This is a genomic window from Pseudomonas sp. HN2 (assembly GCF_020736465.1).
Taxonomy (GTDB): domain Bacteria; phylum Pseudomonadota; class Gammaproteobacteria; order Pseudomonadales; family Pseudomonadaceae; genus Aquipseudomonas; species Aquipseudomonas moraviensis_A.
On the sequence record NZ_CP085885.1, the window covers coordinates 391,103 to 417,614 of the forward strand.

General features: G+C 61.1%; 20 protein-coding genes and 1 pseudogene. 19 read left to right on the top strand and 2 right to left on the bottom strand.

Annotated features, from left to right (window positions below; translation table 11 throughout):
• Positions 1 to 218: 218 nt before the first annotated feature.
• Both LIS66_RS01715 and LIS66_RS01720 read left to right on the top strand, forming a co-directional pair.
• Complete coding sequence (locus tag LIS66_RS01715) at positions 219 to 1,229, top strand: class 1 fructose-bisphosphatase (protein WP_039756611.1); 1,011 nt, start codon at positions 219 to 221, stop codon at positions 1,227 to 1,229.
• Between the two features lie 3 nt (positions 1,230 to 1,232).
• Entirely contained in the window at positions 1,233 to 1,835 is a 603-nt protein-coding gene (locus tag LIS66_RS01720) for a DUF924 family protein (RefSeq protein ID WP_116657416.1), read from the top strand.
• Positions 1,836 to 1,924: 89 nt separating this feature from the next.
• Here LIS66_RS01720 and LIS66_RS01725 read toward each other — a convergent pair.
• Positions 1,925 to 3,817 (bottom strand): annotated as a pseudogene (locus LIS66_RS01725) (methyl-accepting chemotaxis protein).
• A gap of 281 nt (positions 3,818 to 4,098) precedes the next feature.
• Here LIS66_RS01725 and LIS66_RS01730 point away from each other — a divergent pair.
• Both LIS66_RS01730 and LIS66_RS01735 read left to right on the top strand, forming a co-directional pair.
• Positions 4,099 to 4,353 (top strand): hypothetical protein, encoded by a 255-nt coding sequence (locus LIS66_RS01730; protein WP_016772095.1) that lies wholly within the window; start codon positions 4,099 to 4,101, stop codon positions 4,351 to 4,353.
• Positions 4,354 to 4,382: 29 nt separating this feature from the next.
• Entirely contained in the window at positions 4,383 to 4,952 is a 570-nt protein-coding gene (locus LIS66_RS01735; protein WP_042608659.1) for a lipocalin family protein, read from the top strand.
• Between the two features lie 120 nt (positions 4,953 to 5,072).
• On the opposite strand, the gene LIS66_RS01740 is transcribed toward LIS66_RS01735, so the two are convergent.
• The gene (locus LIS66_RS01740; RefSeq protein ID WP_227973484.1) at positions 5,073 to 6,437 is read right to left on the bottom strand and encodes a formimidoylglutamate deiminase; all 1,365 of its coding nucleotides are present in this window, start codon (positions 6,435 to 6,437) and stop codon (positions 5,073 to 5,075) included.
• Positions 6,438 to 6,583: 146 nt separating this feature from the next.
• Between LIS66_RS01740 and hutC the strand changes: the two genes are divergently transcribed.
• The 15 genes from hutC to mdoH all read left to right on the top strand — a co-directional run bounded on the left by hutC (position 6,584) and on the right by mdoH (position 26,330).
• On the top strand, positions 6,584 to 7,294 hold the full coding sequence (hutC, locus tag LIS66_RS01745) for a histidine utilization repressor (RefSeq protein WP_162803449.1): 711 nt from the start codon (positions 6,584 to 6,586) through the stop codon (positions 7,292 to 7,294).
• On the top strand, positions 7,291 to 7,860 hold the full coding sequence (locus LIS66_RS01750; RefSeq protein ID WP_227973485.1) for a HutD family protein: 570 nt from the start codon (positions 7,291 to 7,293) through the stop codon (positions 7,858 to 7,860). Before hutC ends, LIS66_RS01750 begins: the two co-directional genes overlap by 4 nt.
• 482 nt (positions 7,861 to 8,342) lie before the next feature.
• Positions 8,343 to 10,031, top strand: a complete 1,689-nt coding sequence (gene hutU / locus LIS66_RS01755; RefSeq protein WP_227973486.1) for a urocanate hydratase — start codon at positions 8,343 to 8,345, stop codon at positions 10,029 to 10,031.
• A 146-nt stretch (positions 10,032 to 10,177) separates the two neighbouring features.
• Entirely contained in the window at positions 10,178 to 11,650 is a 1,473-nt protein-coding gene (locus LIS66_RS01760) for a purine-cytosine permease family protein (protein WP_083354013.1), read from the top strand.
• 71 nt (positions 11,651 to 11,721) lie between these two features.
• The gene (locus LIS66_RS01765; RefSeq protein ID WP_064363319.1) at positions 11,722 to 12,690 is read left to right on the top strand and encodes an ABC transporter substrate-binding protein; all 969 of its coding nucleotides are present in this window, start codon (positions 11,722 to 11,724) and stop codon (positions 12,688 to 12,690) included.
• Between the two features lie 70 nt (positions 12,691 to 12,760).
• Positions 12,761 to 13,612 (top strand): ABC transporter permease, encoded by an 852-nt coding sequence (locus LIS66_RS01770; RefSeq protein ID WP_016772087.1) that lies wholly within the window; start codon positions 12,761 to 12,763, stop codon positions 13,610 to 13,612.
• Positions 13,609 to 14,439: a quaternary amine ABC transporter ATP-binding protein gene (locus LIS66_RS01775; protein ID WP_042608737.1), complete on the top strand. Its 831-nt coding sequence runs from the start codon at positions 13,609 to 13,611 to the stop codon at positions 14,437 to 14,439. Before LIS66_RS01770 ends, LIS66_RS01775 begins: the two co-directional genes overlap by 4 nt.
• A gap of 156 nt (positions 14,440 to 14,595) precedes the next feature.
• The gene (gene hutH, locus LIS66_RS01780; RefSeq protein WP_042608665.1) at positions 14,596 to 16,119 is read left to right on the top strand and encodes a histidine ammonia-lyase; all 1,524 of its coding nucleotides are present in this window, start codon (positions 14,596 to 14,598) and stop codon (positions 16,117 to 16,119) included.
• Between the two features lie 116 nt (positions 16,120 to 16,235).
• Positions 16,236 to 17,768 carry a histidine ammonia-lyase gene (gene hutH / locus LIS66_RS01785; RefSeq protein WP_227973487.1) on the top strand — a complete coding sequence of 511 codons (1,533 nt, stop codon included), beginning with the start codon at positions 16,236 to 16,238 and terminating at the stop codon, positions 17,766 to 17,768.
• 200 nt (positions 17,769 to 17,968) lie between these two features.
• The gene (gene hutI, locus LIS66_RS01790; RefSeq protein WP_227973488.1) at positions 17,969 to 19,174 is read left to right on the top strand and encodes an imidazolonepropionase; all 1,206 of its coding nucleotides are present in this window, start codon (positions 17,969 to 17,971) and stop codon (positions 19,172 to 19,174) included.
• Between the two features lie 10 nt (positions 19,175 to 19,184).
• Positions 19,185 to 19,988: an N-formylglutamate deformylase gene (gene hutG / locus LIS66_RS01795; RefSeq protein ID WP_227973489.1), complete on the top strand. Its 804-nt coding sequence runs from the start codon at positions 19,185 to 19,187 to the stop codon at positions 19,986 to 19,988.
• 241 nt (positions 19,989 to 20,229) lie between these two features.
• Positions 20,230 to 21,201, top strand: coding sequence for a prolyl aminopeptidase (gene pip, locus LIS66_RS01800; RefSeq protein WP_041477549.1), 972 nt, complete (start codon positions 20,230 to 20,232; stop codon positions 21,199 to 21,201).
• Complete coding sequence (gene dtd / locus LIS66_RS01805; RefSeq protein ID WP_042608669.1) at positions 21,198 to 21,635, top strand: D-aminoacyl-tRNA deacylase; 438 nt, start codon at positions 21,198 to 21,200, stop codon at positions 21,633 to 21,635. Before pip ends, dtd begins: the two co-directional genes overlap by 4 nt.
• A 350-nt stretch (positions 21,636 to 21,985) precedes the next feature.
• A complete protein-coding gene (locus tag LIS66_RS01810; protein ID WP_161806073.1) occupies positions 21,986 to 23,767 on the top strand; it encodes a glucan biosynthesis protein G in 1,782 nt (593 codons plus the stop codon).
• The gene (gene mdoH, locus LIS66_RS01815; RefSeq protein ID WP_065615427.1) at positions 23,760 to 26,330 is read left to right on the top strand and encodes a glucans biosynthesis glucosyltransferase MdoH; all 2,571 of its coding nucleotides are present in this window, start codon (positions 23,760 to 23,762) and stop codon (positions 26,328 to 26,330) included. The genes LIS66_RS01810 and mdoH overlap by 8 nt, the downstream gene beginning before the upstream one ends.
• Positions 26,331 to 26,512: the final 182 nt, after the last annotated feature.

The window sequence follows — 26,512 nt, forward strand, 5'->3', positions numbered from 1 at the left end:
GCCTGCCGACAAAAATCCTGAAACCGTCGCTTCGCCTAACCACCACCCGGCCCATTTCCAACTACGCTCAATCCGACACCTGAACTCTCCACCGACAATCACGTCTCATACAGGCAAATAAACCCAGGCGCACGTTAGCCGGCGTCTTTGCTCGCTAGGTTTTCAGACTCCCTGTAAACTGCGCGGGTTTTCCGCCCCCCATTCCACCGGAGCCGTCCATGTCCCGCGTTACCTTGAGTCGCTATTTGATTGAGCAGACCCGCAGCAACAACACTCCTGCCGATCTGCGCTTTTTGATCGAAGTGGTGGCGCGTGCCTGCAAGGAGATCAGCCACGCCGTGTCCAAAGGCGCCCTGGGTGGTGTTCTGGGCAGCATGGGCACCGAGAACGTACAAGGCGAAGTGCAGAAGAAGCTCGACGTGCTGTCGAACGAAATCCTCCTTGAAGCCAACGAATGGGGCGGTCACCTGGCCGGCATGGCGTCCGAAGAAATGGACAATGCCTACCAGATCCCGGGCAAATATCCGAAGGGCGCCTATCTGCTGGTATTCGACCCACTGGACGGCTCGTCGAACATCGACATCAATGCCCCGGTTGGCACGATCTTCTCGGTATTGCGTTGCCCGAACGAATACCTCAGCCAGAACGAGCCGCTGAACGAAAAAGCTTTCCTGCAGCCAGGCACCCAGCAAGTGGCCGCCGGCTACGCGATCTACGGCCCGCAGACCATGCTGGTGCTGACCTTGGGCGACGGCGTCAAAGGCTTCACCCTGGATCGTGAAATGGGCAGCTTCGTCCTCACTCACGAAGACATCACCATTCCTGAAACCACTCAGGAATTCGCCATCAACATGTCCAACCAGCGTCACTGGGAAGCCCCGGTGCAGCGCTATGTCGGCGAGCTGCTGGCCGGTGAAGAAGGGCCGTTGAAGAAGAACTACAACATGCGCTGGGTCGCGGCGATGGTCGCCGACGTGCATCGCATCCTGACCCGTGGCGGTCTGTTCATGTACCCGCGCGACAGCCGCGAGCCGTCCAAGCCGGGCAAGCTGCGCCTGATGTACGAAGCCAACCCGATGTCGTTCCTCGTTGAGCAAGCCGGCGGCGCGTCCACCGATGGTCATCAGCGCATTCTCGACATCCAGCCGGAAGGCCTGCACCAGCGCGTCGCAGTGTTCCTTGGTTCGAAAGAAGAAGTCGCCCGCGCCACGGCCTACCACAAGGAATAAACCATGCACGCGCCCTGGCAGCCGTTGCTCGACTGGTGGTTCGGACACGCCGAATCAGCCAACGCAGTAGCGGCCGAAAAGGGCAAGTTGTGGTTCGGTAAGCGGAAAAGCCAGGACCTCGAAGCGCAGACGCGTTTCGGGGTCTTTGTCGATCAGGCCCTGGCCGGTGAATTGACCGAGTGGACGCAATGTCCCGAAGGTTGGCTGGCGGTTGTGCTGTTGCTCGATCAACTGCCGCGCATGATCTATCGCGACACCCCCAAAGCCTTTTCCGGTGATCTGCTTGCACAGAAACTTGTCGCGCAAGGCGTTGCGGCGGATTTTGATCGGCAATTGAAGGCTATTCAGCGGGTATTCATTTATCTGGTGTTCGAACACTGCGAAAACCTCGCGGTGCAGAACGAAGCCGTTTCCAGATTTATCGAATTGGTGTCTGAACAGCCGGAATCGGAGCGCGCGGTGTTTGCCGATAACCTGGACTATGCCGAGCGGCATCGGAAGGTGATTGCGCAGTTTGGAAGGTTTCCGCATCGCAATGCGGTGTTGGGGCGGGAGTCTACGGATGAAGAGTTGGTATTTCTTTCCAAACCCGGGTCGCGGTTCTGACCGCAGAAAAGATCGCAGCCTTCGGCAGCTCCTACATGAGTAAAGCATTCATTCTGTAGGAGCTGCCGAAGGCTGCGATCTTTTGATCTTTATATACGGAAGCTACCAACCAGTTGCTTGAGACGTGCCGCCTGCTGCTCCAGATCCGAGCACGCGCGCAACGTCGCCTGCAAGTTCTCCACGCCTTCCTGATTCAGTGTGTTGATCTCGTTGATATCAACGTTGATCGACTCGACCACGGCCGTTTGTTCCTCGGTCGCAGTGGCTACCGACTGGTTCATGCCGTCGATTTCGCCGATGCGCTGGGTCACGCTGCCCAGGCGGTCGCCGGCCTGGTTGGCGATGCCGACGCTGCTTTCACTCTCGCGCTGGCTCTCGGTCATGATGGTCACCGCCTGGCGTGCGCCGACTTGCAGCTCTTCGATCATCTTCTGCACTTGCTGCGCCGAGTCCTGGGTGCGATGCGCGAGGTTGCGCACCTCGTCGGCCACCACGGCGAAACCGCGCCCAGCCTCACCGGCACGCGCAGCTTCGATGGCGGCGTTGAGTGCGAGCAGGTTGGTCTGCTGGGAAATGCTGGTGATCACTTCGAGAATCTGGCCGATGTTCACCGTGTTGCTATTCAGCGTTTCGATGTTGCCACAGGAATCGCTGATCTACGCCGACAGTTGCTGCATGGCTTGAATGGTTTTATCCACAACCTGCTGGCCGTCGACCGCAAGGCTGCGCGCATCGCTGGAATGCTGCGAGGCGAGGGCGGCGTTCTGCGCGATTTCCTGGGCGGCAGCGCCGAGCTGATTGATCGCGGCGGCGACGCTGTTGGTACGGTTGGCCTGCTGGTCGGAGTTGTACATCGAGGAGTTCGAGGCGGCGACCACGCGCAGGGCGACTTCGTTGACCTGGCCGGTGGCCGAGGACACTTCGCGGATCGAGGTGTGAATGCGTTCGACGAAGCGGTTGAACGAAGTGCCCAGTGCGCCGAATTCATCGTTGCCGTGGATCACCAGACGTTTGGTCAGGTCGCCTTCGCCTTCAGCGATGTCATGCATCGCACGGCCCATGGTCAGCAGCGGCTGCATCAGCACGCGAATGAGCATGCCGAGCAGGCCGATGATGATCAGCACGGCGATGACCATGGCGATCAGCGCCGAGGTGCGGAATTCGCTGAGCATCGAGAACGCGATGTCTTTGTCGAGCACCAGCGCCACGTACCAGTCGGCCGACGGCACGCCGTTGACGCGAGTGAAGGAAATCAACTGGGTCTTGCCATCAAACTCGACTTCTTTCAGGCCCGGACTGACTTGAGGCGCACCGTTCGGGTAGGCCTCGGCGAGGGTTTTAAGCACCAGTTTGCTGTCCGGGTGAATCAGGATCTTGCCTTCGGCGCTGACGATGAACGCGTGCCCGTGGCCGCCGAAGTTCAGCGAGTTGATGATTGCGCTGACACTGGTCAGGTCGATGTCCGCACCGGCGACGCCGAGCATCTGGCCCTGGCGCTGCACCGGCGTCGCTACTGTGATGACCAGTTTGCCCGACGACGCGGCGATGTACGGTTCGGTGACGATAGTCTGTTGCGCGCTGTTCGCCGCTTTGTACCAGCCACGCGCACGTGGATCGTAATCCGGCGCGCGGTTGCCGGCGGGCACGGAAAACATCACGCCGTCAGCGCCACCGAAATAGCTGAGCTGGAAATTGCCGGTGTAGGCGGGCAGGTCGATGATGCGTTTGAGGCTGGCGGGTGCGTTGCCGTCGACCGCGACCTGCTGCGATAACGATTGCAGCAGCTGGATGCGGCTTTCCAGCCAGGTCTGGATGTTGCTGGTGGTCAGGCTTCCCAGTTCCTGCATGGTGGCTTCGGTGCTGCTGCTCAAGGCCTGACGCTGGCGATAGTCGTTGAAGAGGATGAAACAGGCGAACGCAACGGCCACCACAAGGGCAGCAGCCAGCAAAATCTTGTGGCTGAATTTCATGTTTCTGGTCATCGAATGAACTACCGCGAAGGGGCTGGTCAGGAAAGGGCGGCAATTTGCCATATTCGGCAGCGTTGCGCTGCTCTTATTTCGACCGCGCCGCGCCAAAGATTAGGCGCTTGTGGGGAAAGTCGACGAAATGCTCGACAGCTTCACAAAGTTTCTGATTTATCGGCAAAAGTCAGACAGGCGGGCTGATAAATAGGCAATTGAGCACGGAACCAGATGACACTTTTCTCTTCTAAGCTTCTGGTTGGCACCATGCCATCCCCCCTCGTTCCAGGAGTTTCACCATGTCGCTGCGATCTATCGCCCTGCTGTCGTTTTGCGTGCTGTTGGCCGCATGCAGCAAGGTCAATCAGGAAAACTACTCGAAGCTCTCGGCCGGCATGGCCAAGTCCGAAGTGGAAACCCTTCTCGGCAAGCCCACTGATTGCTCGGGCGCGCTCGGTATGTCCAGCTGCACCTGGGGCGACAAGAACAGCTTTATCAGCGTGCAATACGCCGGTGACAAAGTGCTGATGTTTTCCGGCCAAGGCCTGAAGTAAACCGGGGCTTCGCGCCCACGGAGAAAAAAATGAAGCGGTTATTGCTGATCCTTTTTGCTGGCCTGGTACTGGCTGGCTGCGCCACTTCCGGCGTCGACCCGTTGGCGCCGAGAACTGTCAACAGCGTCAACCTCAAGCGTTATCAGGGCACCTGGTATGAACTGGCACGCTTGCCGATGTACTTCCAGCGCCACTGCGCCCAATCCGAAGCCCACTACAGCCTCAAGCCGGACGGTAACGTCGGCGTGCTCAACCGCTGCCTGACCCCGGACTGGCAATGGGAAGAAGCCAAGGGCACGGCTTATCCCCAGGTGCCGGGCAAGACCGACAAGCTCTGGGTCGAATTCGATAACTGGTTCTCGCGCCTGGTGCCGGGTGTGGCGAAGGGCGAGTACTGGGTGTTGTACGTCAGCGACGATTACAAGACCGCCATCGTCGGCGATCCGAGTCGCAAGTACCTGTGGCTGCTGTCACGCACGCCGACCGTCAACGGTGTAGTGCGTGAAGAATTGCTGAGCAAGGCGCGTCAACAGGGTTACGACACCACACGCCTGATCTGGCGCGCGTCGGATCGGCAGATGGCCAAGACGTCTAATTAAGTCTCGATACAAATCAAATGTGGGAGCGAGCCTGCTCGCGAAGAGGGTGTGTCAGTCGACATGAATATTGACTGATGCACCGCTTTCGCGAGCAGGCTCGCTCCCACAGTTTGTTTTGCGTCAGCCCAAGAGATCGCGCAGGACCTGGGTAAAGGCTCGGGCGCTTTGTTCTTCGCCGGCATGCCGTCCATCGCGTACCACCCACTGACCATTCACCAGCACATCGCGCACCTGCCGATCGCCGCCGGCGAACAGCCAGCGATTCAGAATCCCGTCCCCCGACGCTGTCGCCAGATACGGATCGTTGCCATCGAGCACGATCCAGTCCGCGCGCTTGCCCACTTCCAACGCGCCGATCGGCTGACCCAGCGCCTGCGCGCCGCCGTCCAGCGCCGCGTCATACAGCGTGCGGCCGACCATCGGCTGCTGCGCGCCATACAAGCGATTGCGCCGCTGATCACGCAGGCGCTGGCCATATTCCAGCCAGCGCAATTCTTCCACCACGCTCAGCGACACATGGCTGTCGGAGCCAATGCCCATGCGCCCGCCCTGGGCAAGAAAGTCCACCGCCGGGAAAATTCCGTCACCCAGATTCGCTTCAGTGGTCAGGCAAAGCCCGGCGATCGCGCGACTGTTGGCCATCAGCGAGACTTCTTCCGGGTTGGCGTGGGTCGCGTGGACCAGGCACCAGCGCTGATCGACTTGGGTATTTTCGTACAGCCATTGCAGCGGCCGCCGACCGCTCCAGCTCAGGCAGTCGTCGACTTCTTTCTGCTGTTCGGCGATGTGGATATGCACCGGGATCTGCTTGTCACTGGCAGCGAGCACTTCGCTGATCTGCTGCGGCGTCACCGCGCGTAGCGAGTGGAAACACAGGCCCAGCGATTGCGCCTTTTGCTGTGCCAGTAATGGCTGCAACCGCGCGTGCAGATTCAAGTAGTTTTCGGTGCTGTTGATAAACCGGCGCTGGCCGTCATTCGGCGTCTGCCCACCGAAACCAGAATGGCTGTAAAGCACCGGCAGCAGGGTCAGACCGATACCGCTTTCACTGGCTGCCTGGCTGATGCGTAAGGCCAGTTCGGCCGGATCGGCATACGGCTGGCCGCTGCTGTCGTGGTGCACGTAGTGGAATTCGGCGACCGAGGTGTACCCGGCCTTGAGCATTTCGATGTACAGCTGACGGGCGATGATGCCGAGCTGATCCGGACTGATCTTTCCGACGAGGCGATACATCAGATCGCGCCAGGTCCAGAAGCTGTCGTTCGGGTTGCCGGCCACTTCGGCCAAACCAGCCATTGCGCGCTGGAAGGCGTGGGAGTGCAGATTGGGCATCCCCGGCAGCAGCGGCCCGTTCAGCCGCTCGGCGCCGTCTGCGGTGGAATCGGCCTGGATTCGGGTCAGCAGGCCATCGGCGCTGACCTCGAGACGTACTTTGTTGGCCCATCCGTTAGGCAGCAGTGCGCGTTCGGCAAAGAAGGCGGACATCGTTCGGCACCCCATCGTGTGTTATTTGTATATACATATACAGACGTTTGCCTGCCCGGTAAACTCCGGCAAGCTAGTCACTTTCATCCAATGAACAGGGATCAACCGTGCCGACTCCGCCTCCAGTCTCTCCGTTGGCCGCGAACATGGGCGACAGTCCGGCGCCCTTGTACGCCCGCGTCAAACAGATGATCACCCAGCAGATCGACAGCGGTAACTGGCCGCCGCACTACCGCGTGCCGTCCGAAAGCGAACTGGTCAGCCAGCTCGGCTTCAGCCGCATGACCATCAACCGCGCCCTGCGTGAGATGACTGCCGATGGCCTGCTGGTGCGCATGCAAGGCGTGGGCACCTTTGTCGCCGAACCGAAGAGCCAGTCCGCGCTGTTCGAAGTGCACAACATCGCCGACGAAATCGCCTCGCGCGGTCATCGCCACACCTGCCAAGTCATCACCCTCGAGGAAGAGGCCGCCGGCTCCGAGCGTGCGCTGGCACTGGATATGCGCGAAGGGCAGAAGGTCTTCCACTCGCTGATCGTGCATTACGAAAACGACATTCCGGTGCAAATCGAAGACCGGTTCGTCAACGCCCTGGTCGCCCCGGAGTACCTCAAGCAGGACTTCACCCTGCAGACACCTTACGCCTACCTCAACCAGGTCGCGCCGCTGACCGAAGGCGAGCACGTGGTCGAAGCGATTCTTGCTGAGCCGTCAGAGTGCAAATTGCTGCAGATTGAAAAGGGCGAGCCGTGCTTGCTGATCCGTCGGCGTACCTGGTCGGGGCGTCAGCCAGTGACGGCGGCGCGTTTGATCCATCCGGGTTCCCGTCATCGTCTCGAAGGGCGGTTCCATAAATGAATGCAATTAAGGTTTTACGCGCCGAAGGCTACCCGCGCATGCCGTGGAAAAACGGCGGCGGCAGCACCGAAGAAATCACTCGCGATGCGGGTGCTGGCCTGGACGGTTTCGGCTGGCGGCTGTCGATTGCCGACATCACTGAGTCGGGTGGGTTCTCGACGTTCGCCGGTTACCAGCGAGTCATCACCGTGTTGCAGGGGGACGGCATGACCCTGTGCGTCGACGGTGACGATACCCGCCCACTGTTACCCCTCGACCCGTATGCGTTCCGCGGCGAAAGTCAGGTGTCCTGCACGTTGCTCGGCGGTGCGATTCGCGACTTCAATCTGATCTACGCGCCGCAACGTTACAGCGCGCGGTTGCAGTGGCTGGACGGTGAGCAGCGATTTTTCAGCTCGGCATCGACGTTGCTGGTGTTCAGTGTCAGTGAGTTGCTGCAAGTGCAAGTCGGTGAAACCGCATCGCAACTCGGTCGCCATGATTGTCTGCAACTGGACGGTAACGCCGGACTGGTTGAAGTCGCCACCAATGCCGCTTGCTGCGTCATCGAACTCCTCCAAAACTGAACACAATTCCCCTGTGGCGAGGGAGCTTGCTCCCGCTGGAGGCCGAAGGACTCCCAATTCTGGTAAACACCGATTTGGGGCTGCTTCGCAGCTCAGCGGGAGCAAGCTCCCTCGCCACAGTTGCATTCACACTTCCTGTTTCCATCCTCGCACCAACTTGTTACCGAACGCCCCAGCGTGGCGCAAAACCTCGCTTTCGAAACACTCCCCAACCCCTTCCATTAATACCCTCGAAATATTTCATCCACGCGTGACCCCTTGATTCAGGCGCTCTCCAGCCCTGTCCGTATTTTTTCTTGAACACCTCTCCAACAAGTTGGCCGCTTGATTGCATATGCTTGTATGTACAAGTAAAGACGTATGCGTATGAGTCGTCCGAGACTCTCCGCAGCGTCCACTGATTCGCTTGTCGCGCAGAAAAGCGCGCAGGCTGCTGCCCACTGCCAGGGTTGGTTTGAATTGATCGCTGAGGAGTCTTTTTCGTGACTGACAATACCCAGAACAGCAACAAGTTTCGTGACGTGCAGATTCGCGCCGCTCGCGGTAACACGCTGACCGCCAAGAGCTGGCTGACCGAAGCACCGCTGCGCATGTTGATGAACAACCTCGACCCGGAAGTGGCCGAGAACCCGAAAGAACTGGTGGTCTACGGTGGCATCGGCCGCGCCGCGCGGAACTGGGAGTGCTACGACAAAATCGTCGAGAGCCTGACCCACCTGAACGACGACGAAACCCTGCTGGTGCAATCGGGCAAACCGGTCGGCGTGTTCAAGACTCATAGCAACGCGCCGCGCGTGCTGATCGCCAACTCCAACCTCGTGCCGCACTGGGCGAGCTGGGAACACTTCAACGAACTTGACGCCAAAGGCCTGGCCATGTACGGCCAGATGACCGCTGGCAGCTGGATCTACATCGGCAGCCAGGGCATCGTTCAGGGCACCTACGAAACTTTCGTCGAAGCCGGTCGCCAGCATTACAACGCTGACCTCAAGGGGCGCTGGGTGCTGACCGCGGGCCTCGGTGGCATGGGCGGCGCACAACCGCTGGCCGCTACCCTGGCCGGCGCCTGCTCGCTGAACATCGAATGCCAGCAGGTCAGCATCGATTTCCGCCTGAAAAGCCGTTACGTCGACGAGCAAGCCAAAGACCTCGACGACGCCCTGGCACGCATCGACAAATACACCAAGGAAGGCAAAGCGATCTCCATCGCTCTGCTCGGCAATGCTGCCGAAATTCTCCCGGAGCTGGTCAAGCGCGGCGTGCGCCCGGACATGGTCACCGACCAGACCAGCGCCCACGACCCGCTCAACGGTTACTTGCCGGCCGGCTGGAGCTGGGACGAATACCGCGCCCGCGCCAAGACCGAACCGGCCGCTGTGATCAAAGCCGCCAAGCAATCGATGGCCGTGCACGTCAAGGCCATGCTGGAATTCCAGAAGCAAGGCATTCCGACCTTCGACTACGGCAACAACATCCGTCAGATGGCGCAGGAAGAGGGCGTCGAAAATGCTTTCGATTTCCCGGGCTTCGTGCCGGCGTACATCCGTCCGCTGTTCTGCCGTGGCATCGGCCCGTTCCGTTGGGCGGCGCTGTCGGGTGATCCGCAGGACATCTACAAAACCGACGCCAAGGTCAAAGAGTTGATCCCGGACGACGCACACTTGCACAACTGGCTGGACATGGCCCGCGAGCGCATCAGCTTCCAGGGTCTGCCGGCACGTATCTGCTGGGTCGGTCTGGGCCAGCGCGCCAGGCTCGGTCTGGCCTTCAACGAAATGGTGCGTAGCGGTGAGCTGTCGGCACCGGTGGTGATCGGTCGCGACCACCTCGATTCCGGCTCGGTCGCCAGTCCCAACCGCGAAACCGAATCGATGCAGGACGGTTCCGACGCCGTGTCCGACTGGCCACTGCTCAACGCGCTGCTGAACACTGCGAGCGGCGCGACCTGGGTATCCCTGCACCATGGCGGCGGTGTCGGCATGGGCTTCTCGCAGCATTCGGGGATGGTGATTGTCTGCGACGGTACCGATGAGGCCGCCGAGCGCCTCGCCCGCGTACTGCACAACGACCCGGCCACCGGCGTCATGCGCCACGCCGACGCTGGCTACCAGATTGCGATCGACTGCGCGAAAGAGCAGGGGCTGAATCTGCCGATGATCACCGGCAAATAATGCTTTCCCCCTGTAGGAGTGAGCCTGCTCGCGATAGCGGTGTGTCAGCCAGCACATTTGCTGAATGTGCTGGCCTTATCGCGAGCAGGCTCACTCCTACAAAAGCGAAACAATCGATATCCAGAACAATCCACAGAGGTTGAATCATGGCGGTTAACAACGAACGTGCAGGCAGTACTCCGTTGATCGAAAGGCGTTCGATCGACTACATCCCGGAAGCGGAAAGACACGGTCGTCTGTTCAGTCAGTTCACCCTGTGGATGGGCGCCAATCTGCAGATTACTGCGATCGTCACCGGGGCCTTGGCCGTGGTGCTCGGCGGTGATGTGTTCTGGTCGTTGATCGGTTTGTTGATCGGTCAATTGCTCGGCGGTGGCGTGATGGCGCTGCATGCCGCGCAAGGGCCGAAACTGGGCTTGCCGCAGATGATCTCCAGCCGCGTGCAGTTCGGCGTTTATGGCGCGGCGATTCCGATCGTGCTGGTGTGCCTGATGTACCTCGGCTTCACCGCCACCGGGACGGTGCTGTCCGGGCAGGCGCTGGGTCAGTTGTTCGGTGTCAGCGATAGCGTTGGCATCCTGATATTCGCCAGTGTCATTGTGCTGGTCACGGTGCTCGGCTATCGGGTGATTCACTGGATCGGCCGCGTCGCCAGTGTCATTGGCGTGATCGCGTTCGTGTTCCTGTTCTGGCGGCTGATGAGCCAGACCGACGTCGGCGCACTCCTGCAGATTCGCCATTTCAGCTGGAGCAGTTTCCTGTTGGCGGTGTCGCTGGCAGCTTCCTGGCAGATCGCGTTCGGTCCTTATGTGGCGGACTATTCTCGCTACTTGCCGAGCGCCACTTCGGCGGTGAAAACCTTTTTCGCCGCTGGCGCAGGCTCGGTGATCGGCGCGCAAGTGGCGATGATCCTCGGCGTGTTTGCTGCCGCATCGGCCAACGGTCAATTCGCAGGCCATGAGGTCGCCTACATCGTCGGGCTCGGCGGTACCGGCGCCACCGCCGCGCTGCTGTATTTCAGCATCGCGTTCGGCAAGGTGACCATTTCGACGCTGAACTCCTACGGCAGCTTCATGTGCATTGCGACCATCATCAGTGGCTTCAAAGGACACCTGACGGTTACCCGTATGCAGCGGCTGGTGTTCGTGCTGTTCATCGTCGGCGCGGCGACGCTGATCGCCCTGCTCGGGCAGCACTCGTTCCTCGGTGCGTTCAAGTCGTTCATCCTGTTTCTGCTGGCCTTCTTCACCCCGTGGAGCGCGATCAATCTGGTCGACTACTACTGCATCACCCGCGAGCGCTACGACGTGCCGGCGCTGGCCGATCCGAACGGCCGCTACGGCCGCTGGAACCTGCTCGGTATCAGCGTCTATGTGTTCGGCGTGCTGGTGCAGTTGCCATTCATCTCGACCAAGTTCTACACCGGCCCACTGGTGGCCGCCCTCGGTGATGTCGATATTTCCTGGATCATCGGCCTGGTGCTGCCGGCCGCCGTCTATTACTTCTGCGCGAAAAAATGGCACAGCGCAGTGCCCGATCAGCTGATTCTGCCGGTCGAGCAGAACAGCGTCGTACAAGCAAAAACCAGCGGGACCGGTCGCGCTGCGGCGCAGGCCTGATCTGGACGTGGACCAGGCTGGATGCCTCTTGAACTGCCGTAAGCCCATTCATGATTAGGAGCGTCACGACAATGAAATCGAACAAGACCCTGCTGACCACATTGCTGTCCATGGGCCTGTTGGCCAGTGCCGGTGCGACCCAAGCCGCCGGCTGGTGCGAATCGGGCAAACCGGTGAAATTCGCCGGGCTGAACTGGGAAAGCGGCATGCTCCTGACCGACGTGCTGCAAGTGGTGCTGGAGAAAGGTTACGGCTGCAAGACCGACAGTTTGCCGGGCAATTCCATCACCATGGAAAACGCCCTGAGCAGCAACGATATTCAAGTGTTCGCCGAAGAGTGGGTCGGCCGCAGCGAGGTCTGGAACAAGGCCGAGAAGGCCGGCAAGGTCGTCGGTGTCGGCGCGCCGGTAGTGGGCGCTGTCGAAGGCTGGTACGTGCCGCGTTACGTGATCGAAGGCGACGCCAAGCGCAAGCTCGAGGCGAAAGCCCCGGACCTGAAAAACATCGCTGATCTGGGCAAGTATTCCGCCGTGTTCAAGGATGCCGAAGAGCCGTCCAAGGGCCGCTTCTATAACTGCCCGGCCGGCTGGACCTGCGAGCTCGACAACAGCGAGATGCTCAAGAGCTACGGCTTGGAAAACAGTTACACCAACTTCCGTCCGGGCACAGGACCTGCACTGGATGCAGCGGTGCTGTCGAGCTACAAGCGTGGCGAGCCGATTCTCTTCTACTACTGGTCGCCGACCCCGCTGATGGGCCAGATCGACGCGGTCAAACTCGAAGAAAAACCGGGCGTCGACAAGACCGTGACCATCAAGGTCGGCCTGTCGAAAACCTTCCATGACGAAGCCCCCGAACTGGTCGCCGTGCTGGAGAAGGTCAACCTGCCGATCGACCTGCTCAACCAGAACCTCGGGCGCATGGCCAAGGAACGCATCGAGTCGGCAAAACTGGCGAAAATCTTCCTCAAGGAACATCCTGAAGTCTGGCACGCATGGGTGAGCGACGACGCAGCCAGGAAAATCGACGCGGCCTTGTAGGTCAGGTTTACCCGGCTGCCAGCCACGGCAGCCGGACGCTTGATCGCAACCCCTTGATTGAGAGTCCCTTATGTTTCCCGAAAGCTTTACTTTTTCCATCGCCGACTGGGTCAACGGTTGGGTCGATTCGCTGGTCACCAACTACGGCGACGTGTTCCGCCACATCTCCGACACGCTGTTGTGGGCCATCGTCAGTCTCGAAGGTCTGCTGCGTGCGGCGCCGTGGTGGCTGATGCTGGCGATCGTCGGCGTCATCGCCTGGCACGCTACGCGCAAAGTCGTCACCACCGCGGTGATTGTCGGTCTGCTGTTTCTGGTGGGCGCGGTCGGCCTCTGGGACAAACTCATGCAGACCCTGGCGCTGATGATGGTCGCGACGATCATTTCGGTGCTGATCGGCATCCCGCTGGGGATCCTCTCGGCGCGCAGCAATCGCCTGCGTTCGGTACTGATGCCGTTGCTCGACATCATGCAGACCATGCCGAGTTTCGTGTACCTGATTCCGGTGCTGATGCTGTTCGGCCTGGGCAAGGTGCCGGCGATTTTCGCCACGGTGATCTACGCGGCGCCACCGCTGATTCGCCTGACCGACCTGGGTATTCGCCAGGTCGACGGCGAAGTCATGGAGGCGATCAACGCCTTCGGCGCCAACCGTTGGCAGCAACTGTTCGGCGTGCAATTGCCACTGGCGTTGCCGAGCATCATGGCTGGCATCAACCAGACCACGATGATGGCCCTGTCGATGGTTGTCATCGCTTCGATGATCGGCGCCCGTGGCCTCGGTGAAGACGTGCTGGTGGGCATTCAGACACTCAACGTCGGTCGTGGCCTCGAAGCCGGACTGGCGATCGTGATTCTCGCTGTGGTCATCGACCGCATCACTCAAGCGTACGGTCGGCCACGCCACGAGGTGAGCAAATGAGCAACGCAAGCGTGAGCAAGATCGAAGTGCGCAACGTCTTCAAGATTTTCGGCAACCGCGCCAAGGATGCGCTGGCCATGGTCGGCCAGGGCAAGAGCAAGGATCAGGTGCTCAACGAAACCGGTTGCGTGGTCGGCGTGAACGACTTGTCGCTGAGCATCGGCACCGGCGAAATCTTCGTGATCATGGGCCTGTCCGGCTCCGGCAAATCCACCCTGGTGCGCCACTTCAATCGGCTGATCGACCCCACCAGCGGGGCGATTCTGGTGGATGGTGAGGACATCCTGCAGTACGACATGGAAGCGCTGCGCGAATTTCGTCGGCACAAGATCAGCATGGTGTTCCAGAGCTTCGGTCTGCTGCCGCACAAAACCGTGCTCGATAACGTCGCCTACGGCCTGAAAGTACGCGGCGAGAGCAAGCAGGTCTGCGCCGAACGCGCGCTGCACTGGATCAATACCGTCGGCCTCAAAGGCTACGAAAACAAATACCCGCACCAGCTCTCCGGCGGCATGCGTCAGCGCGTCGGCCTGGCTCGGGCGTTGGCGGCGGACACCGACATCATTCTGATGGACGAAGCCTTCAGCGCGCTGGATCCGCTGATCCGCGCGGAGATGCAGGACCAGTTGCTGGAACTGCAAAAGACCCTGCACAAGACCATCGTCTTCATCACCCACGACCTCGACGAGGCCGTGCGCATCGGCAATCGCATCGCGATTCTCAAGGATGGCCGGTTGATTCAGGTCGGTACGCCAAGAGAGATCCTGCATTCGCCGGCGGATGAGTATGTCGACCGGTTTGTGCAGCGGCGGGCGGCGGTGGTTTAGAAGGATTCGCGGTGAGACAGCTTTTGTGGCGAGGGAGCTTGCTCGCGCTCGAGCGCGCAGCGGTCGCAGAATTTTGGGCCTGCTTCGCAGTCCAGCGGGAGCAAGCTCCCTCGCCACAGGAATTCATGCAGCAACAGAATTTGTATGAGGCTTCAGATGTCCCAGGCTGAAAAAATCGTCATCACCGGTGCTCATCTGCGTTGGCAGGACGTGGTCGCGGTCGCCCGTCACGGTGCGCTGCTGGAACTGTCCAGCGACACTTGGGCGCGCATCGACAACGCTCAGGCGATCGTCCAGCGTATCGTCGCCAGCGGCGAGCGCGCCTATGGCGTCAATACCGGTCTGGGTGGCCTGTCCAACGTTTCGTTGCAGGACGAACAGCTCAGCCAGCTCTCGCGCAACACCTTGCTCAGCCACGCTTGCGGGGTCGGCCCGGTTCTCAGTGATGAGCAGACCCGCGCAATCATCTGCGCCGCGATCCACAACTACAGCCACGGTAAATCCGGCCTGCATCGGCGCGTGGTCGAGGGCCTGCTGGCGCTGCTCAATCGCGGTATCACCCCGCAAGTGCCGGCGCAGGGTTCGGTGGGTTATCTGACGCACATGGCGCACGTCGGTATCACGCTGCTCGGCGTTGGTCATGTCAGCTATCGCGGTCAGATCATGCCGGCGCAGCAGGCACTGGCCGAAGAAGGCTTGAAACCTGTGCAATTGGGCGCGAAGGACGGTTTGTGTCTGGTCAACGGCACGCCGTGCATGACCGGCCTCAGCTGTCTGGCGATTGCCGATGCCACGCGCCTGTTGCAATGGGCCGATGTCATCGGTGCGATGAGCTTCGAAGCCCAGCGCGGCCAGATCGATGCCTTCGATGCCGAGATCATCGCGCTCAAGCCGCATCCGGGCATGCAGCAGGTCGGCAACAACCTCCGCGCCTTGCTCGATGGCAGCGAAGTGATCGCCGCGAGCAAAGGCATTCGCACTCAGGACGCGCTGAGCATCCGCTCGATCCCGCAGGTGCACGGCGCCGCGCGTGATCAACTGGAGCACGCAATCAAACAGGTCGAAGCCGAGCTCAACGGCTGCACCGACAATCCGCTGCTGCTCGGCACCCCGGACGATTTCCGGGTGATGTCGCAGGCCAACCCGCACGGCCAATCGGTGGCGATGGCCGCCGATCTGCTGGCGATTGCCATGGCCGAGATCGGCTCGATTGCCGAGCGTCGTCTCGACCGTCTGGTCAACCCGCACGTCAGCGGTCTGCCAGCGTTTCTGGTGGCCAACCCCGGGGTCAACTCGGGGATGATGATCGTGCAATACGTCGCCGCTTCGCTGTGTGCGGAAAACCGCCAGTTGGCGCAACCGGCGGTACTCGACAACTACATCACCTCGGGCCTGCAGGAAGACCACCTGAGCATGGGCACCAACGCCGCGCTGAAGCTGCACCGCGCCTTGGAAAACTGCACGCAGATCCTCGCGATTGAATATCTGTTGGCGGCGCAGGCGTTTGAGTTCCTCAAGGAACAGCGCTTTGGGGCTGGCACCGATGTCGCCTGGCGCCTGCTGCGCGAAACCGTCCCTGCCTACGATCAGGATCGCTGGCTGGCGCCGGATATTGCTGCCGCTGCGAGCGTCTTGAAAGTCCCGAATCTGCCGCACAACGTTTTACCGAATTTGCACTGACAACTGCCCATACCAGCGTGCCAAGGCGTGGATCGTTCACAAGACGAGAAACGACGGATAACGGAATGCTCCGGAGCGACTGGTAGTTAATAACAATGCCTAACAGGAGCATTTTAATGACTGCGCTGAACCTGATCCCCGGCCAACTGAGCCTGGCCCAACTGCGTGACGTCTTCCAGCATCCGGTCACCTTGACCCTCGACAACAGCGCCAGCGCGCAGATCGAGGCCAGCGTCGCCTGCGTCGAGCAGATCCTCGCCGAGAACCGCACCGCCTATGGCATCAACACCGGTTTCGGCCTGCTGGCCTCGACGCGCATCGCCAGCGAAGACCTGGAGAACCTGCAGCGTTCGCTGGTGCTCTCGCATGCTGCCGGCGTCGGCCAGCCGATCAGCGACGACCTTGTGCGACTGATCATGGTGCTCAAGGTCAACAGCCTCAGCCGCGGTTTCTCCGGTATCCGTCGGCAGGTGATCGACGCGCTGATTGCGCTGATCAATGCCGAGGTCTATCCGCACATTCCGCTGAAAGGTTCGGTCGGCGCGTCGGGGGATCTGGCGCCGTTGGCGCACATGTCGCTGGTGCTGCTCGGCGAGGGCAAGGCGCGCTACAAGGGCGAATGGCTGGAGGCGACCGAAGCGCTGAAAGTCGCCGGCCTGACACCGCTGACCCTGGCGGCGAAAGAAGGTCTGGCGCTGCTCAACGGTACTCAGGTTTCCACCGCGTTTGCGCTGCGCGGTTTGTTCGAAGGCGAAGATCTGTTTGCCGGTGCGTTGGCGCTCGGCAGTCTCACCGTTGAAGCCGTGCTCGGTTCGCGCTCGCCGTTCGACGCGCGCATTCACGCCGCACGTGGGCAGAAAGGTCAGATCGATGCCGCCGCTGCTTATCGTGACCTGCTCGGTGAGCGCAGCGAAGTCTGCGCCTCGCACCAGAACTGCGACAAGGTCCAAGACCCGTATTCGCTGCGCTGCCAGCCACAAGTCATGGGCGCCTGCCTGACCCAGTTCCGGCAGGCCGCTGAAGTGCTGGCGGTCGAAGCCAACGCGGTTTCCGACAACCCGTTGGTATTCGCCGCTGAAGGCGATGTGATTTCCGGCGGCAACTTCCACGCCGAACCGGTGGCCATGGCCGCTGACAATCTGGCTCTGGCCATCGCCGAAATCGGCTCGCTGAGCGAACGGCGCATCTCGCTGATGATGGACAAGCACATGTCGCAACTGCCGCCGTTCCTCGTCGCCAACGGCGGGGTGAACTCCGGTTTCATGATCGCCCAGGTGACCGCAGCGGCACTGGCCAGCGAGAACAAGGCGCTGGCCCATCCGCATTCGGTGGACAGCCTGCCGACCTCGGCCAACCAGGAAGACCACGTATCGATGGCCCCGGCTGCCGGCAAACGCCTGTGGGAAATGGCCGAGAACACCCGCGGGATTCTCGCCGTGGAGTGGCTGGCGGCGGTCCAGGGCCTGGATCTGCGCAACGGCCTGAAGACCTCGCCGAAGCTGGAACAGGCGCGGGCGATCCTGCGCAGGGAAGTGCCGTTTTATGAGAAGGACCGGTTTTTTGCGCCGGATATCAATGCGGCGACTGAATTGCTGGCGTCGCGGTGTTTGACCGAGCTGGTTTCGGTGAAGCTTTTGCCGAGCCTGTAAAAACCAGCCCTCACCCCAGCCCTCTCCCGGAGGGAGAGGGAGCCGATCTCTGCGAGCTTCAAGACCTGAGTTCGGCTCAAGACTCTCTGGTCGATGTAGCTCGACAGAACAACCCAGTCAGTCCCCTCTCCCTCCGGGAGAGGGCTAGGGTGAGGGGCTTTTGAGGCTGCTCACCATACCAACCCAAACGGAGGCCAACAGTGAAAACCCTCTGGCAACACTGCCACGTCGCAACCATGGCCAACGGCGTCTATTCGATCATCGAGGATGCCGCGATCGTGACCACCGGCACGCTGATCGAGTGGATCGGCCCGCGCACTCAACTGCCGTCCGGCGAATACCCGGCGGTCAATGACCTGCAAGGCGCGTGGGTCACGCCCGGACTGATCGACTGCCACACCCACACCGTGTTCGGCGGCAATCGCAGTGGCGAGTTCGAGCAGCGTCTGCAAGGCGTCAGCTACGCCGAGATCGCCGCGCAGGGCGGTGGTATCGCCAGCACCGTGCGCGCCACGCGCGAAGCCACTGAAGACGAGCTGTTCGCCAGCGCCGCCAAACGCCTGAAAAGCCTGATGCGCGATGGCGTGACCACGGTGGAAATGAAATCCGGCTACGGCCTCGATCTGGCCAACGAGCGCAAGCTTCTGCGAGTCATCCGGCGCCTGGCCGAGGAACTGCCGATCAGCGTACGCAGCACTTGCCTGGCGGCGCACGCCTTGCCGCCGGAGTACAAGGATCGCGCCGACGATTACATCGATCTGGTCTGCAGCGAGATGCTCCCGGCCCTCGCCGCCGAAGGTCTGGTGGATGCCGTGGATGCGTTCTGCGAATACCTGGCATTCTCGCCGGAGCAGGTCGAACGGGTGTTCGTCGCGGCGCAGCAGCTCGGTCTGCCGGTAAAACTGCACGCCGAACAATTGTCCTCGCTGCACGGCTCGAGCCTTGCCGCGCGCTATAAAGCCTTGTCCGCTGATCACCTTGAATTCATGGACGAGGATGACGCCATCGCCATAGCCGCTGCCGGCACCGTCGCCGTGCTGTTGCCCGGCGCCTTCTACTTCCTGCGCGAAACCCGGTTGCCGCCGATGGAAGCGCTGCGCAAGCACAAGGTGAAGATCGCGATCGCCAGCGACCTTAACCCCGGCACCTCGCCGGCGCTGTCGTTGCGTCTGATGCTGAACATGGCCTGCACCTGTTTCCGCATGACTCCGGAAGAAGCTCTTGCCGGGGCGACCCTCCATGCCGCGCAGGCATTGGGCATGGCTGACACCCACGGCTCGCTGGAGGTTGGCAAGGTCGCCGACTTTGTCGCGTGGAACATCGAACGTCCGGCGGATCTGGCTTATTGGCTCGGGGGCGATCTGGACAAGCGCGTCGTGCGTCACGGCGTTGAATCGAATTTCTAGGAGGGCGGTTGTGGACAAGGTTCTGAAATTCAAACAAGGTCGCGTGCCGTTGCTGATCAGCATGCCCCACGCGGGTGTGCGTCTGACCCCAGCGGTCGAAGCCGGGTTGATCCCCGCCGCGAAGAGTTTGCCGGACACCGACTGGCATATCCCGCAACTCTACGATTTCGCCGAGGAGCTGGGCGCCAGCACTTTGGCTGCCGAGTATTCGCGCTTCGTCATCGACCTCAACCGGCCGTCCGACGACAAACCGTTGTACGCCGGGGCGACGACGGGGTTGTATCCGGCGACGTTGTTCGACGGCATTGCGTTGTTTCAGGAGGGGCTGGAGCCTTCGCCGCAAGAACGCGCGAGTTATTTGCAGCAGATCTGGACGCCATACCATCGCACCTTGCAGCAAGAGCTGGCGCGGCTGAAGGCTGAATTTGGCTACGCACTGCTGTTCGATGCGCACTCGATCCGTTCGATCATCCCGCACCTGTTCGACGGCAAACTGCCGGACTTCAACCTCGGCACGTTCAATGGCGCCAGTTGTGATCCGCAACTGGCTGCTGAGCTGGAAGCGATCTGCGCACGGCACGAGCAGTTCACTCATGTGCTTAACGGTCGCTTCAAGGGCGGGCACATCACCCGCCAGTACGGCGCCCCGGCGCAGAACATTCACGCGGTGCAGCTGGAATTGTGCCAGTCCACCTACATGGAAGAGTTCGAACCGTTCCGCTACCGCGCCGACCTGGCCGAACCGACGCGGGTGGTGCTCCGGGAATTGCTGCAGGGCTATCTGGCCTGGGCAAAATCTCACTACAGCGCATAACCCCTGTGGGAGCGAGCCTGCTCGCGAAAGCGACCTTTCAGCCAAAATCCAGGTTGAATGACACACCGCGTTCGCGAGCAGGCTCGCTCCCACAGGATCGCGTTCAGACCGTGAAGGTGATGGCTGACAAACGGTGACAGCGCACAGGCATGCTCATTGACGCAAATCGGGTTTATGATGCCCAACGGCAGAATAATACGAGTCCCCCCAGGGATGACCTCGACCCCTTACGGAGCGCGCAATGCAGACTTTGTTTCCGCAGATCAAACCCCACGCCCGGCACGATCTGGCTGTCGATGACACCCATACGCTGTACGTCGATGAGAGTGGCTCGCCGGAGGGTTTGCCGGTGGTATTCATCCACGGTGGCCCCGGCGCCGGCTGCGACGCACAGAGCCGGCGCTATTTCGATCCGAATCTGTATCGCATCGTCACCTTCGACCAGCGCGGCTGCGGTCGCTCCACCCCGCATGCCAGCCTGGAAAACAACACCACCTGGGATCTGGTCGAGGATCTCGAGCGCATCCGCAAACATCTCGGCATCGAAAAATGGGTGCTGTTCGGCGGCTCCTGGGGTTCGACCCTGGCGCTGGCCTACGCACAAACCCACCCGGAGCGAGTACACGGTCTGATCCTGCGCGGGATCTTTCTCTGCCGTCCGCAGGAAATCGAATGGTTCTACCAGGCCGGCGCCAGCCGTCTGTTCCCCGATTACTGGCAGGACTACATCGCACCGATCCCGCTGGACGAGCGCGACGACCTGCTCACCGCTTTCCACAAACGCCTGATCGGCAACGACCAGATCGCCCAGATGCATGCGGCCAAGGCGTGGTCGACCTGGGAAGGGCGCACCGCGACCCTGCGGCCGAACCCGCTAGTCGTCGATCGTTTCTCCGAGCCGCAGCGCGCACTGTCGATCGCGCGGATCGAATGCCACTACTTCACCAACAATGCCTTCCTTGAGCCCAACCAGCTGATCCGCGACATGGGCAAGATCGCCCATCTCCCCGGCGTGATCATTCACGGTCGCTACGACGTGATCTGCCCGCTCGACAACGCCTGGGAATTGCACCAGGCCTGGCCGAACAGCGAATTGCAGGTGATCCGCGATGCCGGCCACGCCGCGTCCGAGCCGGGGATCACCGATGCGCTGGTGCGCGCTGCGAGCAAAATGGCCCAGCGCCTGCTCGACCTGCCACTCGAAGAAGCATGAAGGCGCTGTTGCAGCGCGTACGCGGTGCGCGGGTCGAGGTCGCTGGCGAGGTGGTCGGCGCGGTCGATCAGGGTCTGCTCGTGCTGGTGGCGGTAGAACCCGACGACACGCGTACCAACGCCGACAAACTTCTGCATAAGCTGCTTAACTATCGGGTATTCAGTGATGCCGAGGGCAAGATGAATCTGTCCCTGGCGGATGTGGATGGCGGGTTGCTGCTGGTCTCGCAGTTCACCCTTGCCGCCGACACCAAAAGCGGCCTGCGTCCGAGCTTTTCCACGGCCGCACCGCCGGCGCTGGCGGAGGAATTGTTCGACTATTTGTTGAGCCAGGCGAAACAGGTGCATGGCACTGTGGCATCAGGTAGATTCGGCGCCGATATGCAGGTGCACCTGGTCAACGATGGCCCGGTTACCTTTTTGTTACAGACCTGACAGTGCCTGAAACGCCTTTTTCGGAAATTTCGACTGTTTTTAGGCTGTTTTCGCGATAAATACTTTGTTACCCCTGATGCGTTGTCATCCGGGCTACTAGATAATCGCGCGCTGCGGGGATCGACATTCGTTGATCCGTTTTGACTTAGGTAGAGACTTGTCTGGATCCGATTGGGGAATCATTTTGCCCCGGCGGAGTCGGAACAATGCTCGCCAACTTGGCAAGGGTGCCCTGAAAGGTCGGTTTTTCACTGCCGAAAACCCTAAAGGCACTTCATCTGGCCGTTGGTTTATTGATCTGTTTTCGGCGAGGGTTGCTCGTGATTGTTAGTCCCTGTAATGCAGCAAAAATGTCTGCCAAACGCATGCGAAGTGCTCTGGTAGCGGGTTCGGCGCTCCTGTGCCTGCTCAGCGCCGGTCAGCTTTGGGCGTTCAATCTTGACGACGTATCGGCCAAGGCCAAAGAGCTGGCCGGGCAGAAGTTCGAAGCCCCGCGCAGCAACCTGCCGAACGAATTCCGCGAAATGAAGTTCGCGGACTACCAGAAGATCCGCTTCCTCACCGAAAAGGCTGAGTGGGCCGATCAGAAGACGCCGTTCAAACTCTCCTTCTATCACCAGGGTATGCACTTCGATACGCCGGTGAAAATCAATGAAATCACCGCGAACACCGTCTCGGAAATCAAATACGATCCGAGCCGCTTCGATTTCGGCGACCTGAAATTCGATCCGAAAGCCACCGAACAACTGGGCTATGCCGGTTTCCGTGTGCTGTACCCGATCAACAAGGCCGACAAGCAAGACGAGATCATGACCATGCTCGGCGCGAGCTACTTCCGCGTCGTCGGCAAGGGCCACACCTATGGTCTGTCGGCCCGTGGTCTGGCGATCGATACCGCGCTGCCGTCGGGTGAAGAATTCCCGCGTTTCCGCGAGTTCTGGATCCAGCAGCCCAAGCCGGGCGACAAGCACCTGGTGATCTTCGCTCTGCTCGATTCGCCGCGTGCCACCGGTGCCTATCGTCTGATCCTGCGTCCGGGCAGCGACACCATCGTCGACGTCAAGGCGCAGATGTTCCTGCGTGACAAGGTCGGCAAACTGGGCATCGCGCCGCTGACCAGCATGTTCCTGTTCGGCGCCAACCAGCCGTCGAAAGTCCTCAACTACCGTCGTGAACTGCACGACTCCAGCGGTCTGTCGATCCATGCCGGCAACGGCGAGTGGATCTGGCGTCCGCTGAACAACCCGAAACATCTGGCCGTGAGCAACTTCAGCGTCGAGAACCCGCGTGGTTTCGGTCTGCTGCAGCGTGGCCGCGACTTCAGCCACTACGAAGACCTCGACGATCGCTATGACAAGCGCCCAAGCGCCTGGATCGAGCCGAAGGGCGAGTGGGGCAAAGGCACCGTTGATCTGGTAGAGATTCCGACCGCCGACGAAACCAACGACAACATCGTTGCGTTCTGGAGCCCGGAAAAAATGCCGGAGCCAGGCCAGCCGCTGGACTTCGCCTACCGCATGCACTGGACCATGGACGAAGCAGCGATCCACGCGCCTGACAGCGCCTGGGTGGCGCAGACCCTGCGTTCGACCGGTGACGTCAAGCAATCGAACCTGATCCGTCAGCCGGATGGCAGCGTTGCCTATCTGGTCGACTTCGAAGGCCCGTCTCTGGCGGCCCTGACGCCGGACGCCGACGTGCGCAGTCAGGTCAGCGTCGGCGACAACGCCGAGCTGGTCGAGAACAGCGTGCGCTACAACCCGGAAACCAAGGGCTGGCGCTTGACCCTGCGGATGAAGATCAAGGACGCCAGCAAGGCGACCGAGATGCGCGCTGCGCTGGTTCAGCCAGTGGTCACCGCGGATCTGGCCAAATCGGTACCGGCCTCCAATTCGTCGGTCGCCAAGGCTGACAAGGTTGCCGCCAAGCAGCAGGAGAAGCTCGACAAGGAAGCCAAGGCCGCCGAAGCCAAACAGGCTGAAGCCAAGCCTGCAGCCGATGCCAAGGACAAGGCCAACAAAGACGCCAAGCAGCCAGTCGCTGCCGACGCGGCCCCAGCCACACCGGAATCGGCGCCGACTGAAGAAGTCCTGACCGAGACCTGGAGCTATCAGTTGCCTGCCGATGAGTAACTCACAAGTACAGCCAGAGACTCTGTCCGAGTATCTGGCGCATCTGCCGATGACCGACGAGCAACGCGCGGAACTCGCGGGTTGCCAGTCGTTCAGCGAGCTGCATGAACGCCTGTCGTCCTCGACATTCGACGCCCCTGCCGAAGCCGCCCAGGCCTCGGTGGGCAAGCGCCTGACCCTGAGCACCGCCGAAGAACTGGCCGAAGCGGAAATGCTGGTGCTCGACGCCAGTGGTCGGGTCAGCCTCAAGGCGACCCCGCCGATCCGCCGTACCAAGGTTGTGCCGGAGCCATGGCGCACCAATATTCTGGTGCGTGGCTGGCGTCGTCTGACCGGGCGCACCAACCCGCCGCAGCCGCCGAAGGACGCCAATGTCCTGCCGGCCGCGCGCTGGCGCACTGTCGGTTCGATCCGTCGCTACATCCTGTTGCTGCTGATGCTCGGCCAGACCATCGTTGCCGGCTGGTACATGAAAGGCATCATGCCGTACCAGGGCTGGTCGTTCGTCGATCTCGATGAAGTGCTGCATCAACCGCTGCTGCAAACCGCCACGCAAGTGCTGCCGTATGCGCTGCAAACCAGCATTCTGATTCTGTTCGGGATTCTGTTCTGCTGGGTGTCCGCCGGTTTCTGGACCGCGCTGATGGGCTTCCTTGAGCTGCTCACCGGTCATGATAAATACCGAATCTCCGGGAAAAGCGCCGGTAACGAGCCGATCCCGAAAGATGCGCGTACTGCGCTGGTGATGCCGATCTGCAACGAAGACGTGCCGCGTGTATTCGCCGGTCTGCGTGCAACGTTCGAATCGGTCGCCGCCACCGGTGATCTGGATCGTTTCGACTTCTTCGTTCTCAGCGACAGTAACGACACCGATATCTGCGTCGCCGAGCAGCAGGCCTGGCTGGACGTCTGCCGCGAAGCCAAGGGCTTCGGCAAGATCTTCTATCGCCGCCGTCGCCGCCGTGTGAAGCGCAAGAGCGGCAACCTCGACGACTTCTGCCGTCGTTGGGGCGGTGACTACAAGTACATGGTCGTGCTCGACGCCGACTCGGTGATGAGCGGCGAATGCCTGACCAGTCTGGTGCGCCTGATGGAAGCCACGCCGGACGCCGGGATCATCCAGACCGCGCCGCGGGCGTCGGGCATGGACACCCTGTATGCGCGCATGCAGCAGTTCGCTACCCGCGTGTACGGTCCACTGTTCACTGCCGGCCTGCACTTCTGGCAGTTGGGTGAATCCCACTACTGGGGTCACAACGCGATCATCCGCATGAAGCCGTTCATCGACCACTGCGCCCTCGCGCCGTTGCCGGGCAAGGGCGCGTTCTCCGGTGCGATTCTGTCTCACGACTTCGTTGAAGCCGCGCTGATGCGCCGTGCCGGTTGGGGCGTGTGGATTGCCTACGACTTGCCGGGCAGCTACGAAGAACTGCCGCCGAACCTGCTCGACGAACTCAAGCGTGACCGTCGCTGGTGCCACGGCAACCTGATGAACTTCCGCCTGTTCCTGGTAAAAGGCATGCACCCGGTGCACCGCGCGGTGTTCCTCACTGGCGTGATGTCGTACCTGTCGGCGCCGTTGTGGTTCTTCTTCCTCGTGTTGTCGACCGCGCTGTTGGCGGTGAACACGCTGATGGAACCGCAGTACTTCCTCGAACCGCGTCAGCTCTATCCACTGTGGCCACAATGGCACCCGGACAAGGCGATTGCGCTGTTCTCGACCACCATCGTGCTGCTGTTCCTGCCGAAACTGTTGAGCATCATCCTGATCTGGGCCAAAGGCGCGAAAGAGTTCGGCGGCAAGTTCAAGGTGACCCTCTCGATGCTGCTGGAGATGCTGTTCTCCATGCTGCTGGCGCCGGTGCGGATGATTTTCCACACGCGTTTCGTCCTTGCCGCTTTCCTCGGCTGGGCCGCGACCTGGAACTCGCCGCAGCGTGACGACGACTCGACACCGTGGAGCGAAGCGGTCAAGCGCCACGGCCCGCAGACCTTGCTGGGCTTCTGCTGGGCACTGCTGGTGATCTGGCTGAACCCGAGCTTCCTCTGGTGGCTGGTGCCGATCGTCGGTTCGCTGATGCTGTCGATCCCGGTGTCGGTGATCTCCAGCCGCGTCGGTCTGGGCCTGAAATCCCGTGACGAGAGCCTGTTCCTCATCCCTGAGGAATACAATCCGCCACAGGCCTTGCTGGCAACTGATCAGTACACCCACGAAAACCGTTATCACGCCCTCAACGACGGCTTCGTCCGCGCCGTGGTCGACCCGCAGCAGAACGCCCTGGCGTGCTCGCTGGCGACCTCGCGTCACGGCCAGGCCGAGCCGATCGAGTGGCTGCGTCAGGAGCGTGTGCGTCACGCGATCAAGGTCGGCCCGTCCGGGCTGAACAACCACGATCGCCTGCAACTGCTCAGCGACCCTGTTGCACTGGCACGCCTGCATGAGCAGGTCTGGGCCGAGGGTCTCGCCGAGTGGCTGGACGCTTGGCGCGCCTCGGTGAAAGCCGATCCGCATGCGCCGTTGCTGCCGCTGCGACCGGTGAGCCTGCAGGCTCAGCCGGCTTGATAAAGGAACCCCGCGATGTTGCGGGGTTTTTTTTGGCCTGCTGAAAAGCCCCTCACCCTAGCCCTCTCCCGGAGGGAGAGGGGACTGACCGGGTTGGATATTCGAGATACGCCGACCTGAGATATCGAGTCGATCTCGGATTTGAACAGCATGAAGATCGGCTCCCTTTCCCCCTCGCCCCC

Bases quoted from the DNA above. Each gene is read 5' to 3' on its own strand.
- LIS66_RS01715 (WP_039756611.1), top strand. From the start codon at position 219: ATGTCCCGCGTTACCTTGAGTCGCTATTTGATTGAGCAGACCCGCAGC.
- LIS66_RS01720 (WP_116657416.1), top strand. From the start codon at position 1,233: ATGCACGCGCCCTGGCAGCCGTTGCTCGACTGGTGGTTCGGACACGCC.
- LIS66_RS01730 (WP_016772095.1), top strand. From the start codon at position 4,099: ATGTCGCTGCGATCTATCGCCCTGCTGTCGTTTTGCGTGCTGTTGGCC.
- LIS66_RS01735 (WP_042608659.1), top strand. From the start codon at position 4,383: ATGAAGCGGTTATTGCTGATCCTTTTTGCTGGCCTGGTACTGGCTGGC.
- LIS66_RS01740 (WP_227973484.1), bottom strand. From the start codon at position 6,437: ATGTCCGCCTTCTTTGCCGAACGCGCACTGCTGCCTAACGGATGGGCC.
- hutC (WP_162803449.1), top strand. From the start codon at position 6,584: ATGGGCGACAGTCCGGCGCCCTTGTACGCCCGCGTCAAACAGATGATC.
- LIS66_RS01750 (WP_227973485.1), top strand. From the start codon at position 7,291: ATGAATGCAATTAAGGTTTTACGCGCCGAAGGCTACCCGCGCATGCCG.
- LIS66_RS01760 (WP_083354013.1), top strand. From the start codon at position 10,178: ATGGCGGTTAACAACGAACGTGCAGGCAGTACTCCGTTGATCGAAAGG.
- LIS66_RS01765 (WP_064363319.1), top strand. From the start codon at position 11,722: ATGAAATCGAACAAGACCCTGCTGACCACATTGCTGTCCATGGGCCTG.
- LIS66_RS01770 (WP_016772087.1), top strand. From the start codon at position 12,761: ATGTTTCCCGAAAGCTTTACTTTTTCCATCGCCGACTGGGTCAACGGT.
- LIS66_RS01775 (WP_042608737.1), top strand. From the start codon at position 13,609: ATGAGCAACGCAAGCGTGAGCAAGATCGAAGTGCGCAACGTCTTCAAG.
- hutH (WP_042608665.1), top strand. From the start codon at position 14,596: ATGTCCCAGGCTGAAAAAATCGTCATCACCGGTGCTCATCTGCGTTGG.
- hutH (WP_227973487.1), top strand. From the start codon at position 16,236: ATGACTGCGCTGAACCTGATCCCCGGCCAACTGAGCCTGGCCCAACTG.
- pip (WP_041477549.1), top strand. From the start codon at position 20,230: ATGCAGACTTTGTTTCCGCAGATCAAACCCCACGCCCGGCACGATCTG.
- dtd (WP_042608669.1), top strand. From the start codon at position 21,198: ATGAAGGCGCTGTTGCAGCGCGTACGCGGTGCGCGGGTCGAGGTCGCT.
- LIS66_RS01810 (WP_161806073.1), top strand. From the start codon at position 21,986: ATGTCTGCCAAACGCATGCGAAGTGCTCTGGTAGCGGGTTCGGCGCTC.
- mdoH (WP_065615427.1), top strand. From the start codon at position 23,760: ATGAGTAACTCACAAGTACAGCCAGAGACTCTGTCCGAGTATCTGGCG.